A 14,956-nucleotide genomic window follows, 5' to 3' on the forward strand; every position below is an offset into this window, starting at 1 on the left:
CGATCAGGTGCGCGCCGCTGAACGGCACAAGGCTCAGTTGCGTTCGATCGTGGAGCATCCGTTCCATGTGGTGAAGAACCTGTTCGGATATCGCAAGGTGCGCTACCGCGGCCTCAAGAAGAACACCGCGCAGCTGCACAGCCTGTTCGCCCTGGCGAACCTGTACCGTGCGCGACAATGGGGGCTGCTGCCGCAGGGGTAGTGTGTCCGCAGGACCGGAAATCGCCCCTGTAACCGCCAAAAACGGCGGTTACAGGGGCCCAGGCCGGCCGTAATGGCCCCAGTGCCCTTCCAAAAACGCTTCGGCGGGGCACGGAGCCGGATGCAGGCCCATTGATCAGCGTTTCCTTAAGGAGATCTACGCCCAAAAATTTCCACGCTTGCCCTCGGCGTCGGTCGTTATGAATGCAACAATGCTGAATTATGATGGCTCACGTAAAGGTGGATATTCGTCAGATTCATGCTCCGAAAATAAAATCAAGAAAACGCTTGGTTTGGAAGGTTCACAAAAAGTCTTATTGTTTCAGGGCGGATTTTCGCCGGGGCGTGGGATTGAGGTTCTGTTAGAAGCTGCATCAGACCTTCCCCCGTATTGGACGATCGTTTTTATGGGTTGGGGGAAGCTAGAAGATATGATTTCTCACGTTTCTTCTAAGTTGAATCAGGGGCGGGAGCAAGGTCGGTCTGCGGTCGAGCTTCTCCCCCCTGTCTCTCAAGATAACCTTGTGGCCTGGACTTCAGGGGCGACACTCGGTGTTATTCCGTACGAAAACACGAGCTTGAACCATCTGTATTGCACGCCGAACAAGCTTTGGGAGTACCCGAACGCCGGGGTGCCGATCTTGGCCACCGACCTCATTGAGATGGGCAAGATGATCCGGGCATGGGATATCGGTACTCTGCTCCCGAGAGATTTCTCGGCGTCCGATGTGTTGTCGGCCTTGGAAAATATCAACGAGGACGACCTTGCCAGGTGGAGGAAGAACTGCGAAAGGTTTTCGTCGGAGATGTCTTGGTCGAAATTCGAACCCGCTCTGCTTGAAGCCTACCAGTAGTAGCTTAGGAGAGTGAAACGCATCCCGGGGTAAAGGACGTTTGCCGAGATAAAGGGCGGGTTGGCCCTGCCCTTATGAATGTGGATTCGGCTGATACTTTTCCTGAGCATTGCGGGTAACCTGGTGGTCGGCGGCCTTGGTGAATACGCGAAAATTCTACTCGTGTTGGCGATCGTGTCGTTTTTGAACGGTATTTTTGCGAGCATTTGCAAAGCGCTGGCAAACGGAATCAAGCGCTTCGCATCGGCGAAAAAGAGGAAATAGTTCGGGGCATTCATTGATGCTTCGTATAAAAAGGGCTCTAACCATTATATGAAGATTCTGACGATTATTGGTGCTCGGCCACAGTTCATCAAGGCGAGTGTTGTTTCAAAAGCTATCCAGGCACGGGAGGGGGTTCACGAAATTCTCCTTCACACGGGTCAACACTTCGACGCCAACATGTCCGACGTTTTTTTTGATCAGCTCGGGATTCCACGCCCTGATGTGCAACTCGACATTCACGGAGGGTCGCACGGGGCGATGACTGGCCGGATGCTCGAGCAGATCGAGGCGGTGATACTTTCGGAGAAGCCCGACCGGGTGTTGGTTTATGGTGATACGAACTCAACGCTAGCCGGAGCCTTGGCTGCGGCGAAGCTTCATGTTCCGGTCGCTCATGTCGAAGCGGGCTTGCGTAGTTTCAACATGCGTATGCCCGAGGAGATCAATCGCATTCTCACCGATCAAATCAGTGATTTCCTGTTCTGTCCCACTGGCTCGGCGGTGCACAACCTTGAAAGAGAAGGCTTCGGTGACAAGTGGGCTCATGTTCTCAAGGTTGGTGATGTCATGCAGGATGCCGCCTTGTTCTTCGCGCAACGAGCCATGCGTCCCTCCGATCTACCGGAGGTGTTGTTGCGCAGGCAGGATCAGGTGGAAGGAGGTAAGGAAGAAGGCCGTCTGGCGAATCCGTTCATTCTGGTTACATTGCACCGGGCCGAAAACACGGATGATCCGACACGCCTCGCGGCAATCGTCAAGGCCTTAAATGCCGTTCACCGTGACGTGGCTCCGGTTCTTTTGCCCCTGCACCCACGGACTCGTGCTGCGATCACCCGACAGGGCCTGGAGTTGCTGACCCACACGATTGACCCGGTCGGTTACTTTGAGATGATCTGGCTGCTGGATCACTGCGATTTAGTGATGACCGACAGTGGCGGTGTACAGAAGGAAGCGTTTTTCTTCGGCAAGGCGTGCGTGACTATGCGGGATCAGACCGAGTGGGTGGAACTCGTCGAGATTGGCGCGAATGAGCTGGTTGGTGCCGACGCTAGTCGTATCGAGCAGGCGGCTTCGCGGCATCTGGCACGTCCTGTCAAGGACGACGGCGAATTGTACGGGGGTGGAAAGGCCGCGGAACGGATCGTTGAGCACTTGTTGCAAGGGGCTTAGGTGTTGGGTAACGGATGATTCTATACCGCACGAGAAGGCGCCCCTGTTTCGTGCCCGGGAGTGGCTGAGTAGCGTGTGCGACGACCCCACGCAAGACGGATAGCATGGCGAGCACGATCCATTCGAACGCGCGGACCACACCCCAGATTCGGCGGGAGCTGCAGGAAGCGCCGCCGGGCGTGAGCGATCCCGAGCTGGCCCGGCGCTACGGCATTACCCGCATGACCGTGCGCAAGTGGCGCTACCGCCGGGACGTGGAAGACCGGTCGCACTGCCCCAAACGGCTGCACACGACCCTGACGCCGGAGCAGGAGGCGATCGTGATCCAGGTGCGGGAAGTGGCCCTGCTGTCGCTGGATGACCTGCTGATCGTGGCGCGCGAGTTCCTGAACCCGGATCTCAGCCGGGCGGCGCTGGCGCGCTGCCTGCGCCGGCACGGCGTGGCTGACGTGCGGGCCCTGCAGCGGGAACGCGACGGGGAACCCGAGGAACCGGCGCACAAGCCATTCAAGGACTACGTGCCGGGCTTTGTGCATGTCGACGTGAAGTACCTGCCGCAGATGGCGGACCAGGCCTCGAGGGGCTACCTGTTCGTCGCCATCGACCGGGCCAGCCGCTGGGTGTACCTGGATGTGCGGCGCACCAAGAGCGCCGAAGCCGCGCGCGGCTTTCTGAAGAAGCTTCTCGAGAAAGCGCCGTTCCAACTCACCCACCTCGTCACCGACAACGGCAAGGAGTTCACGGACCGCTTTGCCGCGACTGGCGAGCGCGAGCCCACGGGGCATCACCCCTTCGACCGGCTGTGCGCCGAACACGGGATCGAGCATCGCCTGATCCGGCCCAAGCGGCCCCAGACCAACGGCATGGTCGAACGCTTCAACGGGCGCATCGCCGACCTGCTGCGGACGCGGCACTTCAACTCTGGCCAGCACCTGGACGAGGCGCTGCGGCACTACCAGCGGCTGTACAACCATCACATCGGCCAGAAGGCGCTGGGGCATCGGACGCCGGTGGAAACCCTCAAGGCCTGGCAGCATGAACGACCCGATTGTTTTCGAAAACGTTTATATGACCAGGCGCGACCTGGCATCTAATTTAACGAAAACCAAGGGTGCCGCGCTGCGTCAGGGCTTTAAGGAACGAGTATGCAGACTCTTTGGGGAAAGGGAATCAAAGATGTTGACGGCGGTGCACAGTGATGTGCTCATAGATGACGGTGGCGGGCGATGACACAGATCATCCACTTCACGACCGTGCACCCACGGGGTGATACGCGCATCCGGGTGAAGGAAGTGTCTTCGCTTGCCGAATACCTTGACGGGGACGTCGGCCTGTATGTTCAGGATGGGAAGGGGTCCGAATGTGATGAAGCTGCGATCGTTGAGGTGGTGGATACAGGGTTGACCCTAGGGGGGCGTGGTCGACGGATGGTGTTGGGGGCTTGGCGGATGTACCGCGCGGTGCGTACTGTGCGGCCGCGGGTGGCGCATTTTCATGATCCGGAGCTGATCCCGGTGGGGCTGGCGCTGAAGCTGTCGGGCATCAAGGTGGTGTACGACGTGCATGAGGACGTGCCCCGGCAGATCCTGGGCAAGCACTGGATTTCGGCGTGGTTGCGGCGGCCGGTGGCCTGGGCGGCGGAAGCGTTCGAGTGGCTGGCGGGGCGGGTGTTCGACGGTGTCGTTGCCGCCACGCCGACCATCGCGCGGCGTTTCCCGGATCACAAGACCATTACAGTGCAGAACTTCCCCATCCTGGCCGAGCTGGTGGCGCCGGACCCGGTGCCGTACGAGCAGCGCCCGCCGCACTTCGCCTATGTCGGTGGGATCACGGGCATACGCGGGTCGCGGGATATGGTGGAGGCCACGGGCCGTGTAGGTCAGTCCGCCTGTCGGTTGCAACTGGCCGGCGGGTTCTCGCCCGCCACCCACGGCGACGAACTCGCCGCGCTACCGGGCTGGCAGCGGGTGGTGTTTCATGGCTGGGCCTCGCGCCCGGAGGTGGCTGCGATCCTGGGGAACGTGCGGGCAGGGCTGGTGTTGTTTCATCCGGCCCCGAACCATCTGGATGCTCAGCCAAACAAGATGTTCGAATACATGGCTGCTGGGCTGCCGATTATCGCGTCCGACTTCCCGCTGTGGCGGGAGATCGTGGACGGCGCTGGATGCGGTCTGTTGGTCGATCCGCAGGACCCGGCCGTGATCGCCGCGGCTATGGAGTGGCTGCTGGCCCACCCGGAAGAGGCCGAGGCCATGGGTCGGCGCGGGCGTGAGGCAGTGGAACGCGAGTACAGCTGGGCGCCGGAGGCGGAGAAGCTACTGACGCTTTACCGTCGGCTGTTGCGGTAGTGGCTAAAACCGGGACAGATTTATTTTCCGATGCACGGATGTGGCGGTCGAGAGGAATGACCAGCGAGGGAAGGCATGCCAAGGATGGTGCGAGTGGTATTGCCGCATATGCCGCACCATGTGGTGAAGCGGGGACATAACCGGCAGGTGGTGTTTGCCGGGCCCGAGGATCATGAGCGGTACCTGGAGGATCTGCGGGAGCTAAGTAGTGCGCTGGAGATTCGGGTGTATGCGTACTGCCTGATGACCAACCATGTTCACCTGTTGCTGGGGCCGGGCGAGGAGGTCGCGTCGATGGGCCGTCTGATGAAGGCGCTGGCGGCGCGTGCCACGCGGTATCGGAATCGGCTGGAGTGCCGCTCCGGTACGTTGTGCCTTGGTCCTGCCCGTCAAACCCCGATATTGGGATGATTATGTTCGGGGGCCATTTTGGCGGGGGCTTCGCGGGCGAGCCCGCTCCCACAGGGAGCAGGATTCGTTGTAGGAGGCCAGCCCTCTGGCCGATGGGGTTGGCTGGCGTGGGTTATCGGCCAGGGGGCTGGCCTCCTACACGGGGTTGGGTTGGCGAGCGTGGGTGGTTGCACGCCGTGGATGGGGTGTGGATCGAGATTGCGACGGGCCCTTTGGGCCCTCGCAATGACGGGGGCTGAGGGATGCCGGGGCGAGTGCTTGTCACGCGTATGAGCGGCGGCCCCGTTCCGCGTTGATCGATGCAAATGGTTATCTCAATTTACAGTCTGCATAAAGAGCGGTAGCGTACGCGCATGATAACGCGCATAGCCGAAACGCTGGTCCGGGAGCTATTGGGCGGCTTTCCCATCGTCACGATCACGGGGCCGCGCCAGTCCGGAAAGACGACGCTGGCACGCTCGGTGATGGCGGATCGCCCGTATCGTTCCCTGGAAGATCCGGATGTGCGGGCGCTGGCGCTGGATGATCCGCGCGGGTTTCTGTCGCAGTGCCCCGATGGGGCGGTGCTGGACGAGGTTCAGCGGGCACCGGAGTTGTTCTCCTATCTGCAGACGCACGTGGACGGCGATGGTCGCATGGGTCGGTTTCTGCTCACGGGGTCGCAGCAGTTCGGGTTGATGTCGGGGATTTCGCAGTCGCTGGCCGGGCGTTCGGCGTTTGTGGAGCTGCTGCCCTTGAGTCATGCCGAGTTGGTGGAGGCCGGGCAGGCACCAACGGCTCTGGATGCGATGATGTTTACCGGTGGTTACCCGGCACTGTATGACCGGCCGGTGTCTCCACGGCACTGGTTTCCGGCGTATGTGACGGCGTACGTGGAGCGGGATGTGCGGCAATTGCTCCAGGTGCAGGATCTGGACGCCTTTCAGCGCTTTGTGCGGCTGTGTGCCGGGCGCAGTGGTCAGGTGTTGAACCTGTCATCCCTTGCGACCGATTGCGGTATTACCCACAACACGGCCAAGGCGTGGATCTCGGTGCTGGAGGCCAGCTATGTGCTGTTTCTCCTGAGGCCGCACCATGCGAATTTCAACAAGCGGCTGATCAAGTCGCCGAAGCTGTATTTCCACGACACCGGGTTGTTGTGCTGGTTGCTGGGGGTTCAGACGCCGGAACAGCTGGTGGTGCATCCGTTGCGCGGGCAGGTGTTCGAGACGTACGTGATTTCGGAGTTGCGCAAGGCCTTTCTCAATCGCGGCGAGCCGCCGCTTTTCCACTTCTGGCGGGACAGCAACGGTAATGAGGTCGACCTGCTGATCGAGTGGGCGGGTGGCCTGGTGCCGGTGGAGATCAAGTCCGGGCAGACGTTGAACCGGGATTTCTTCACCGGGCTGGAGCGCTGGATCGCGCTGGCCGGTGACATGGCCCGTTCGCCGACACTGATTTACGGGGGCGAGGGCGAGCACCAGCGGAAGGATGTGCGGGTGCTGGGCTGGGAAAGGGTTGGCGAGGTTGTTTAGATGTCGGGACTGCTGCGTGTGGACCAGACGTGCACGGGGGCGCTCGTGAGTGCTGGTTTGCCGGGATGTGGGTGCGTGTCGATTCCGCAGAGCCACGGGGAGCACTGTGATGGGGTGTGATCCGGTCGAGGGTGGGCTTGTGACCCGTTCGGATTCGTCCACGCCGAGGGTTTCTGTGGTGATGCCACTGCACAACGCGGCGGATCGGGTGGTGGAAGGCGTGCGTTCGGTTCAGGGGCAGTCGCTGGCGGACTGGGAGCTGCTGGTGGTGGACGATGCTTCCACGGATGACTCGGTGGCGTGGGTGGAGGCCAGGTGGCGGGCCTTTTCGCGTGGATCAGGGCAGGACGTATACGAGGGCTCGTAAGTGGCTGTGTTGATGAGGCGAATCGATCCGCGTAACTTAAGGTAAGAATTTTTACCTTAAGGTGTGTCCGAGTGGCGGAATCCGGAGAGTGGGCGTTCTACGGTCGGCAGACGGAGCTGGGCCAGTTGCAGGAGATCCTGTCCAGACGGCGCTGGTTCTTTCTGCAGATTTCGGGGCGGCGCCGGATTGGCAAGACGACCTTGATTCAGCAGGCGCTGCAGGCGGCGGGTGTTTCGAAGACGCTGTACATCCAGATTCCGGATTCGGACCCGGCGGGGGTGGTGGCGGCTTGCAACGGATACCTGGAAACGTTCGGGCTGGAGGAGCGTGTCCATAGCCTGGGCGAGCTGGCCCGTTTGATCGCGACGCTGGCGGAGTCGGGGTATGTGGTGGCGCTGGACGAGTTCCAGTACTTCCATCGCAAGCCGCTGTTCGATTTCTGCTCGTTCCTGCAGGCGGAGGTGGACCGGCTGAGCGCTCGGGCGGGGCAGGTGCCCGGCGGATTGATTGTGTTGGGGTCGCTGCATGCGGAGATGACGGCGCTGCTGGATGACCGGCAGGCGCCGCTGTTCAACCGGGCCACGGACACGCTCGAGCTGGGGCATCTGGATATCGGGTCGGTGCTGGAGATTCTGCGCGCACATGCGGACGAGGACCCCGAACGCCTGCTCTTCCTCTGGAACCTGTTCGAGGGGGTGCCGAAGTTCTACCGGGATGCCTATGAGCAGGGTGTGCTGGATGCGGATCGCGAGACGGTGCTGCGCAAGCTGTTTTTCTCCAGCTCGTCGCCGCTGCGCAATGAAGCGGATAACTGGTTCCTGCGCGAGCTGCGGGGGCGCTACGACATGGTGCTGCAGTTTCTGGCATCGCATCCCGGTTGCAATAACGCGGCGATCGAGGCCCATCTGGCCGAGGTCTCCGGCCCGGGAGAGGCGCGTCAGGTAGGCGGACATCTGAAGATCCTCAGCGAGCGGTACCGGATGATCGAGCGACGGCTGCCGATCTTTGCGCGACCGAAGGCTCGCAGCGGGCGCTACTATATTCGCGACAATTTTCTGCGCGCGTGGCTGTCTGCGCTGCAGAAGCCGGTTTCGGCCTCGGCTTTTCGGCCGATGGACATGCTTGTGTCGCAGGCCGATGAGCGTTTGCGCGAGGTTGAAGGCTATGCCCTGGAGGATCTGGTGGCGCAGCTTTATGAGGAGCGCAGTCGCCTGGGGCTGGGCGACTTTGCGTTGTCCGAACGGATTCGGGGGTACTGGGATCGCTCGGACGTGGAGATTGATTTGGTGGCGGTGTCGGAGGACCAGAGCGCTATTCGGTTCGGCTCCTGCAAACGCCAGGGCGAGAAGCTGGCCAGGTCCATTCCGACTCTGGTGGCTGCGGCGGGGCGGTTTTTGAGCGCCCATAAGGCTTACCAGGGCTGGAATGTCGAGTACGTTGCGATTGCGCCCCGGATCACCGAAGCGGAAGCCGCGGAGATCCAGCGCCAGGGGGCGGCTCCGCAGAGCCTTGGGGAGCTCTGTGATGGGTTGTGATCCGTCCGCAGGTGGGAGTATGTCTCCGGCGGATTTGTCCACACCGCTGGTTTCTGTGGTGATGCCGCTGCACAACGCGGCAGATCGGGTGATGGAAGGCGTGCGCTCGGTGCAGGGGCAGTCGCTGGCGGACTGGGAGCTGCTGGTGGTGGATGATGCCTCCACGGATGACTCGGTGGCGCGGGTGGAGGCGCTGGCGGCGGAGGATGCGCGCATTCGGGTGTTGCGGCTGGAGTGCAATGGCGGGCCGGCGGTGGCGCGGAATGCGGGCATTCGCGAGGCGCGCGGGCGGTATATCGCGTTTCTGGACAGCGACGATGGCTGGGCCCCGGATAAGCTGGCGCGGCAGGTGGCGTTGATGGAGCGGGGCGTGGTGTTCAGCTTTACGGCGATGGAGCGGTTCGACGAGCAGGGCCGGCGGTTGTCTGCGGCCGGGGTGCCGGAGCGGGTCGGGTATGGAGAGCTTCTGAAGACCAACTACATTGGCTGCTCGACGGCGATGTACGACACCCGATTTTTCGGCAAAGTGGAGATGCCCCTGATGGATCGCCGGCAGGATTACGGGTTGTGGCTGCGTCTGTTGAAGCAGGTGGAGTTTGCGTACGGGCTGAATGAGCCGCTGGTGCGGTATACGGTCCGGTCGGGGTCGGTTTCGTCCAACAAGCTGACGACGGCCGGATACACCTGGCGGGTGTATCGGGAACTGGAGGGGTTGTCGCGAGTGCGCTCGGCGTATTGTCTGGCGCATCAGACGGGGCGGGCTGCTGTAAGGAATCAGCTTCCCCGGTTGGCGCGGCGGTTGGGGTGGCTGCATCCGGTGGGTGGGTGATCAAAGGCCGCGTTGGTGTTGAAGGCGTTCTCGCCCGGGGGCGGGCGCCCGCAGGGGGCTGGGGCGGATTGGGTGGTTCCCAGAGTTTGGCAGGGGCTTCGCGGGCGAGCCCGCTCCTACGGTGTTTGTGGTTCGCATGAGGGGTGTGTGTTGACGGTGATGTGGGGGCGTTGATGGGCCGGGTGCTGGTGACGGGCGCGTCCGGTTTTGTCGGGAAGGGTCTGGTCGGCCGTTTGGCGGATGAGGGTTCGGGCTGGATGCCGGTGGCTGGCGTTCGGCAGCGTGGTGGTCTGTTTGGCGAGGAATGGGCGTACGGGCCTCTGGAGAGGTTCGGGGCGGATGTCGGTTTGCCTGGGGGGCTGGATGCAGTCGTGCACTTGGCGGCGCGGGCGCATGTGCTGGAGGAGGCGGCCGATGATCCTTTGACCGAGTTTCGCAGGTGCAATGTTGACGGGGCGCTGGAGCTGGCTCGGCAGGCAGCGCAGGCCGGTGTGCGGCGGTTTGTTTTTGTCAGTTCCATCGGCGTGAATGGACACGAGACGGTGCAACCTTTTACCGAAGGGGATGCCCCTTCTCCGCAGGAGCCTTACGCGGTCTCCAAGCGAGAGGCGGAGGATGGGCTTCGGGCGCTCAGTGCGGAGACGGGGCTGGAGCTGGTGATTATTCGTCCACCGCTCGTGTACGGGCCAGGGGCGCCCGGCAACTTCGGCCGCCTGCTGCGCTGGGTGAACAAGGGAGTGCCATTGCCACTGGGTGCGGTGACGCAGAATCGCCGCAGTCTGGTGGCGCTGGATAATCTGGTGGATTTGATTGTGACGTGTCTGGAGCATCCGGCTGCTGCCGGGGAGACCTTCCTGGTGGCGGATGGGGAGGATGTGTCCACGGCCGGGTTGTTGCGCAAGGTGGGGGATGCGCTGGAGCGGCCGGCGCGGTTGGTGCCGGTGCCGGTGTGGTTGTTGCGGGCCGGGGCGGCGGCGCTGGGCAAGCGGGAGATGGCGCGGCGGTTGTTGGGGTCGTTGCAGGTGGATGCTTCGAAGGCGCGGGAGGTGTTGGGGTGGACGCCGCCGGTTTCGCTGGATGAGGGGTTGCGGCGGGCGGTGGGGCCGTTGCGTCTTTAGGATTGGTGGTTTTCGGGCTTTGGCGGGGGCTTCGCCGCCGAGGCGGCTCCTACGGGGATCTGAGTCAGGCCGTCATTCCGGAAACCGCGTGGCGGTTATCCGGGATCGTCAGCGTGATCGGTAACGGCGGCGTTCGGCGGCCACCTGACGTCGGAGATCCCGGCGCTTCGCTGCGCTGCGGCCGGGATGAGTTGCGGCGACCGGGATCGCGGGTCGGGGGCGCTGCGGCTTGAGTGGCTTCGGGGACGGTAGTACGCCATGGATGGCGAAGGAAGATAGCAAAAATGCGATATACTCCATGGAAGGTGCGTGTCGTACCACTCGCCGAGAAGGAGATCAGGGCGCTGCCGCCGGATCTTCAGGCTCGCTATCTGCGGCTGGTGGATGTGATTCAGGACCACGGCCCGGGGTGTTAGGTATGCCCCATGCGCGGCAGGTGGAGGGCAAGATCTGGGAGTTGCGGCTGAAGGGGCGTGACGGGATTGCTCGAGCCCTTTATGTCTGCGCAGCTTCACGGGAGGTGGTTGTTCTGCATGCCTTCGTGAAGAAAAGCCAGAAGACCCCGCGTCGGGCGATTGATACGGCCAGGAAGCGGTGGGAGGAGTATCTGTGATGAAGACCCATGAGGAACTGAAAGCCGAGCTGCTGGAAGACTCGGAGGTACGCCGCGAGTATGAGCAGCTGGGGCCGGAGTTCGAGTTCATCGAGGCGCTGCTCGACGCGCGTGCCAGGGCGGGCCTTAGCCAGGCGGAAGTCGCCCGACGCATGGGGACCACGCAGTCGGTGGTGGCGCGGCTGGAGGGCGGCCGGTCGGCCCCTACCTGGAAGACCCTTTGCCGGTATGCGGAGGCCACGGGGCGTCGGCTCCGACTGCATCTGGAGGATCGGGCCTGACCTCCTGAAGGTTCGGGCCACCGGTATTGTGGGAGGCCAGCCCTCTGGCCGATCCGGCGTTGGCCCGGCCCCTCAAACCGGGCGCGGCGTCCTTTGCTTTCTCGCAGCCGCATCACGTCCCTCTCTTCGGCTTCCGGCTCCGTCGAAAAGTCATATCTCCATCCTTCGTCATCCTGGAAAACGCGTTGCGGTTATCCGGGGTCTCTCGCGTGGGTCTCTGGCGTGGGTGGTTGAACTGGCGGTTGGTGTTGGTCCGGCGTGGGAGATCCCGGCTCTTCGCTGCGCTACGGCCGGGATGACGGGGTGGGGTCGTGGTGGCCCGCAACGTTGAGGGTTGGTGGTTTTCGGGCTTTGGCGGGGGCTTCGCCGCCGAGGCGGCTCCTACGGGGGGTAGCATTGGGTGTAGGAGGCCAGCCTCTGGCCGATGGGGGGCTGTCCAACATCCAATCGGCCAGGGGCTGGCCTCCTACGGGGGCTGCTCGTGCGAATCGATGGTTGCCCCGTTCGAAGGGGGACGCGTCAGAGGCGTTCGTTGACTGTGCGTGCAAAGGTCCGGAAGTCGTCGAGGTGGCGTGAGCAGACGGCGTGAACGATCTCCCAGTTGATGCGCTCGTAGTTATGCACTGCGATGTTGCGAAAGCCGACGGCCTTCTTGAGCCGGTCGGCCAGGCTCGCTTCAATGATGCCGCCTTCAGCGAGACGGTCGAAGGTCTCGCCCATGGTGTCCGGAGGGGGTAGTTCGAGCGCGGTCACGAGATGGGCTCCAATGTCGACACATTGTTGCACCGCACGGGACAGGTTGAGGGCGATGATGTCCTGTGTGTCCGGATCTTGCTGGAGTTGGTTGGGGTGGTCCGGGCAACGTTGCGCGACCCGCTGGACGCAATAGCGCAGCGTTTCGAGCTTTTGTTCGATTACCCGGCGATCCACGCTTGTCTCCGTTCGGCCAGAATGCGGTCGCGGTAGGGGGAGAAATCGGCCTGGTCGAGCAAGTGGCGCGTGAGGAAGCGCGCGTGGGCCTCGTCTTGTCCGGTCAGGCGGATGCCGCGTGTGACGATCTCGCCCAGTAAGGGTTCGCCGGCCTGGGTGAGGTCCACAAGGTCCACGGGACGCCCGGTGGTGGAGGCAATTTCTTCGATGAGTGCGATGCGCGTGGTGGCTGGAAGCGGCGCTCCCGCGCTGACGGCCAGGTCGACATCGCTATGTGGATGCATTTTTCCGCTCGCCAGGGATCCGAACAGAATGGCGAGCTCCAGCTCGTGATGGTGTCGCAACACGGCACGAATGCGATCGATTTCGGTGCGATGGCTCATGCATCCCAGTGTAGGGAGATGCCTCTGAATGTGCACGTTCGTATTCATGGGCGATTGGCGCATCCTTGGTAGAGGCAACACTGGGGCGGAGGGGATTTTGTTGTTTGTCGTCATCCCGGAAGCTGCGGAGCGGTTATCCGGGGTTTCTGGCGTGGGAGATCCCGGCTCTTCGCTGCGCTGCGGCCGGGATGACGGGGTGGGGTCGTGGTGGCCCGCAACGTTGAGGGTTGGTGGTTTTCGGGCTTTGGCGGGGGCTTCGCCGCCGAGGCGGCTCCTACGGGGTTGCAATGGGTGTGGGAGGCCAGCCTCTGGCCGATGGGGCGTTGGCGTGTGGTGGTCAAGTGATTTCGGACACCGCGTTAGGTGGATTGGCTGCCGTTGGTTGCTCGTAGACGCTGGGAGGCAGGTAGCCCAGCGTCGAGTGGATGCGAACGGTGTTGTAGAACCGAGCGATGTAGTCCGCGATATCCCGCCGCGCCTCGCCGTGGTTCGCGTAGCGGCGCTGCCAGACGCGTTCCGTCTTGAGGCTCAGGAAGAAGCGCTCGACGACGGCATTGTCCCAGCAGTTACCCCGGCGACTCATGCTCGCCTGGATCTGGTGCCGGGCCAGCAGCCGCCGCCAGGCGGCGCTGGTGTATTGGCAGCCCTGATCGGAGTGCAGCAGCAGTCCCCGCTCCGGTTGGCGCTGCTCCAGCGCCATGCGCAGGGCCTCGCAGGTCAGGCTCGCCGGCATCTGCCGATCGAGGGCCCAACCGATGACCTTGCGCGAGTACAGGTCGAGGATGACCGCCAGGTAGCTCCAGCCGGTGGCGGTTGGGATATAGGTGATGTCGGACGCCCACGCCTGGTTCGGTCCGGCCGGGGTGAACTCGCGGTTGAGATGGTTTTCGGCGACACGGGCCCTGTCGTCGCGTTGCGTGGTGGTCACGAAGCGCCGCCGCCAGACGGGCCGCAGGCCGCGCTCGCGCATCAGCGTCCGCACCCGGTAACGGCCCACGACGGTGCCATCCGCCTGTAAGGCTTTTGCCAGACGCCGGCTGCCGTAGGTTCGCCCGGAAGCCGCGAACACGCGCTCGAGGTGAGCGCCAGCGGCGCAGGGCACGCTTGGACGTTCGGCCCGCGCCCGCGCCGCGTAATAGCCAGCCCGGCTCACTCCCAGCAGCCGACAAAGACGATGGACAGGGCCTTCTCCGCTCAACCGCGTGATGCAGCGATGCATCACTTCAATTCCCGGGCGAAGAAGGCCGACGCTTTTTTTAGCAGCTCCTTGTCCTCCTTCAACCGCCGGTTCTCCTCCTCGAGCTGGCGGATCCGTTGCTGTTCCGCCGTCAGCGGCCGACCCTCGCCCGGTTGCCCCGTGCGCTCCGCCTTGAGTTGATCGACCCAGCGGCGAACGGCCGTCTCGCCTAGATCCTGATCCCGGCATACGACCGAGACCTCCAGACCGTCATCGACCATCATCCGGGCCACGCGCTCCTTGTATTCGCTTGAAAAACTTCGGCGCTTGCGTGCCATGGTTGTTCTCCTCGTCCAGGGGGTATCGTCCCACCTAACGAGGTGTCCACGGAAATTAGACCAGCTCAGGCGGACGTGGGTAATCGGCCAGGGGGCTGGCCTCCTACGGGTATGGGTGGGTGGTTTTGTGATGGGGTTTGGATTAGCGTGCGGGGAGTTGTGAACTGGAGAGGTTGTGATGGACGAGTGGGCCGATCGGCTGGCGGGCTTGGGGACCGCGAGTATTGGGCGCGTGGTTGAAGGGCTGTTGCGCGGGATGGGGTATGTGCTGGTGGATGCGCCGGCGGATGGTCGCGATGTGTGGCAGGAGTATGTGGTGGCCCCGGCGGGCGGTGGCGCGGATGCACCGCGGCTGGTGGTCGGCGTGGCGCGCGATCGCGATGGCGAGGTGGAACTCCCGGAGCTGGAGGCCTTTGCCTCGGGGCGTGATGGCATCGATCGCGGGATGTACGTGAGCCTGGCCGGGTTTGCGCCGGAGGCGCGCGAGCAGGCCGCGGAGCTGGCGATGCCGGTGATTGTGCTGGAGCCGGCGGATCTGGCGGAGCGGCTGCGCAGCCACTGGGGTGCGCTGGATGGCGAGACGCAGGCGCTGGTCGAGGGGCGTGGCTAGCGGTTCGCGTTTT

General features: G+C 63.2%; 17 protein-coding genes and 1 pseudogene. 15 read left to right on the forward strand and 3 right to left on the reverse strand.

What is annotated here, in order from left to right:
- The 14 genes and pseudogenes from F813_RS0108510 to F813_RS0108575 all read left to right on the forward strand — a co-directional run.
- The coding region (locus F813_RS0108510) for a transposase (RefSeq protein WP_017926237.1) at positions 1 to 202 on the forward strand (202 nt) is incomplete at its 5' end.
- 211 nt (positions 203 to 413) lie between these two features.
- Complete coding sequence (locus F813_RS0108515; protein WP_196793824.1) at positions 414 to 1,055, forward strand: glycosyltransferase; 642 nt, start codon at positions 414 to 416, stop codon at positions 1,053 to 1,055.
- Positions 1,056 to 1,367: 312 nt separating this feature from the next.
- Positions 1,368 to 2,489 (forward strand): non-hydrolyzing UDP-N-acetylglucosamine 2-epimerase, encoded by a 1,122-nt coding sequence (wecB, locus tag F813_RS0108525; RefSeq protein ID WP_017926240.1) that lies wholly within the window; start codon positions 1,368 to 1,370, stop codon positions 2,487 to 2,489.
- 104 nt (positions 2,490 to 2,593) lie between these two features.
- Positions 2,594 to 3,583, forward strand: a complete 990-nt coding sequence (locus F813_RS0108530) for an IS481 family transposase (protein ID WP_017926241.1) — start codon at positions 2,594 to 2,596, stop codon at positions 3,581 to 3,583.
- 132 nt (positions 3,584 to 3,715) lie between these two features.
- Positions 3,716 to 4,837, forward strand: coding sequence for a glycosyltransferase family 4 protein (locus tag F813_RS0108535; protein WP_026148215.1), 1,122 nt, complete (start codon positions 3,716 to 3,718; stop codon positions 4,835 to 4,837).
- A gap of 75 nt (positions 4,838 to 4,912) precedes the next feature.
- A pseudogene (locus F813_RS0108540) lies at positions 4,913 to 5,239 on the forward strand (transposase); the annotation flags it as partial.
- A 362-nt stretch (positions 5,240 to 5,601) separates the two neighbouring features.
- Positions 5,602 to 6,762: an ATP-binding protein gene (locus tag F813_RS0108545; protein WP_026148216.1), complete on the forward strand. Its 1,161-nt coding sequence runs from the start codon at positions 5,602 to 5,604 to the stop codon at positions 6,760 to 6,762.
- Positions 6,763 to 6,943: 181 nt separating this feature from the next.
- Entirely contained in the window at positions 6,944 to 7,129 is a 186-nt protein-coding gene (locus tag F813_RS0108550; RefSeq protein WP_017926245.1) for a glycosyltransferase, read from the forward strand.
- A 125-nt stretch (positions 7,130 to 7,254) separates the two neighbouring features.
- A complete protein-coding gene (locus F813_RS0108555) occupies positions 7,255 to 8,664 on the forward strand; it encodes an ATP-binding protein (RefSeq protein WP_026148218.1) in 1,410 nt (469 codons plus the stop codon).
- A gap of 61 nt (positions 8,665 to 8,725) precedes the next feature.
- Positions 8,726 to 9,493: a glycosyltransferase family 2 protein gene (locus F813_RS0108560; protein WP_017926247.1), complete on the forward strand. Its 768-nt coding sequence runs from the start codon at positions 8,726 to 8,728 to the stop codon at positions 9,491 to 9,493.
- A gap of 173 nt (positions 9,494 to 9,666) precedes the next feature.
- Entirely contained in the window at positions 9,667 to 10,611 is a 945-nt protein-coding gene (locus F813_RS0108565) for an SDR family oxidoreductase (RefSeq protein WP_026148219.1), read from the forward strand.
- Between the two features lie 284 nt (positions 10,612 to 10,895).
- Positions 10,896 to 11,027 (forward strand): type II toxin-antitoxin system RelE/ParE family toxin, encoded by a 132-nt coding sequence (locus tag F813_RS14535; RefSeq protein ID WP_231289547.1) that lies wholly within the window; start codon positions 10,896 to 10,898, stop codon positions 11,025 to 11,027.
- A 2-nt stretch (positions 11,028 to 11,029) separates the two neighbouring features.
- Positions 11,030 to 11,224, forward strand: a complete 195-nt coding sequence (locus tag F813_RS14540) for a type II toxin-antitoxin system RelE/ParE family toxin (protein ID WP_231289548.1) — start codon at positions 11,030 to 11,032, stop codon at positions 11,222 to 11,224.
- A complete protein-coding gene (locus tag F813_RS0108575; RefSeq protein WP_017926249.1) occupies positions 11,224 to 11,505 on the forward strand; it encodes a helix-turn-helix domain-containing protein in 282 nt (93 codons plus the stop codon). The genes F813_RS14540 and F813_RS0108575 overlap by 1 nt, the downstream gene beginning before the upstream one ends.
- Positions 11,506 to 12,024: 519 nt before the next feature.
- Here F813_RS0108575 and F813_RS0108580 read toward each other — a convergent pair.
- From F813_RS0108580 to F813_RS14080, 3 genes are all read right to left on the reverse strand, one after another.
- A complete protein-coding gene (locus tag F813_RS0108580; protein WP_017926250.1) occupies positions 12,025 to 12,435 on the reverse strand; it encodes a DUF86 domain-containing protein in 411 nt (136 codons plus the stop codon).
- Positions 12,420 to 12,818, reverse strand: coding sequence for a nucleotidyltransferase family protein (locus F813_RS0108585; RefSeq protein ID WP_017926251.1), 399 nt, complete (start codon positions 12,816 to 12,818; stop codon positions 12,420 to 12,422). Before F813_RS0108585 ends, F813_RS0108580 begins: the two co-directional genes overlap by 16 nt.
- A gap of 337 nt (positions 12,819 to 13,155) precedes the next feature.
- Positions 13,156 to 14,333 (reverse strand): IS3 family transposase gene (locus tag F813_RS14080; protein WP_155995126.1). Its coding sequence is split into 2 segments (ribosomal slippage): positions 13,156 to 14,066 and positions 14,066 to 14,333, totalling 1,179 coding nucleotides; the frame shifts between segments, so codons are not numbered across the junction.
- Positions 14,334 to 14,511: 178 nt separating this feature from the next.
- Here F813_RS14080 and F813_RS0108600 point away from each other — a divergent pair.
- Positions 14,512 to 14,943, forward strand: a complete 432-nt coding sequence (locus tag F813_RS0108600) for a restriction endonuclease (protein ID WP_017926254.1) — start codon at positions 14,512 to 14,514, stop codon at positions 14,941 to 14,943.
- Positions 14,944 to 14,956 lie beyond the last annotated feature (13 nt).

Origin of the sequence: Thioalkalivibrio sp. HL-Eb18, from assembly GCF_000364985.1 — a bacterium.
GTDB lineage: Bacteria > Pseudomonadota > Gammaproteobacteria > Ectothiorhodospirales > Ectothiorhodospiraceae > Thioalkalivibrio.

Excerpts from the sequence above, each read along its gene's own strand:
- F813_RS0108515 (WP_196793824.1), top strand. The coding sequence starts at position 414 with ATGCTGAATTATGATGGCTCACGTAAAGGTGGATATTCGTCAGATTCA.
- wecB (WP_017926240.1), top strand. The coding sequence starts at position 1,368 with ATGAAGATTCTGACGATTATTGGTGCTCGGCCACAGTTCATCAAGGCG.
- F813_RS0108530 (WP_017926241.1), top strand. The coding sequence starts at position 2,594 with ATGGCGAGCACGATCCATTCGAACGCGCGGACCACACCCCAGATTCGG.
- F813_RS0108535 (WP_026148215.1), top strand. The coding sequence starts at position 3,716 with ATGACACAGATCATCCACTTCACGACCGTGCACCCACGGGGTGATACG.
- F813_RS0108545 (WP_026148216.1), top strand. The coding sequence starts at position 5,602 with ATGATAACGCGCATAGCCGAAACGCTGGTCCGGGAGCTATTGGGCGGC.
- F813_RS0108550 (WP_017926245.1), top strand. The coding sequence starts at position 6,944 with ATGCCACTGCACAACGCGGCGGATCGGGTGGTGGAAGGCGTGCGTTCG.
- F813_RS0108560 (WP_017926247.1), top strand. The coding sequence starts at position 8,726 with ATGCCGCTGCACAACGCGGCAGATCGGGTGATGGAAGGCGTGCGCTCG.
- F813_RS0108565 (WP_026148219.1), top strand. The coding sequence starts at position 9,667 with ATGGGCCGGGTGCTGGTGACGGGCGCGTCCGGTTTTGTCGGGAAGGGT.
- F813_RS14535 (WP_231289547.1), top strand. The coding sequence starts at position 10,896 with ATGCGATATACTCCATGGAAGGTGCGTGTCGTACCACTCGCCGAGAAG.
- F813_RS14540 (WP_231289548.1), top strand. The coding sequence starts at position 11,030 with ATGCCCCATGCGCGGCAGGTGGAGGGCAAGATCTGGGAGTTGCGGCTG.
- F813_RS0108575 (WP_017926249.1), top strand. The coding sequence starts at position 11,224 with ATGAAGACCCATGAGGAACTGAAAGCCGAGCTGCTGGAAGACTCGGAG.
- F813_RS0108585 (WP_017926251.1), bottom strand. The coding sequence starts at position 12,818 with ATGAGCCATCGCACCGAAATCGATCGCATTCGTGCCGTGTTGCGACAC.
- F813_RS0108600 (WP_017926254.1), top strand. The coding sequence starts at position 14,512 with ATGGACGAGTGGGCCGATCGGCTGGCGGGCTTGGGGACCGCGAGTATT.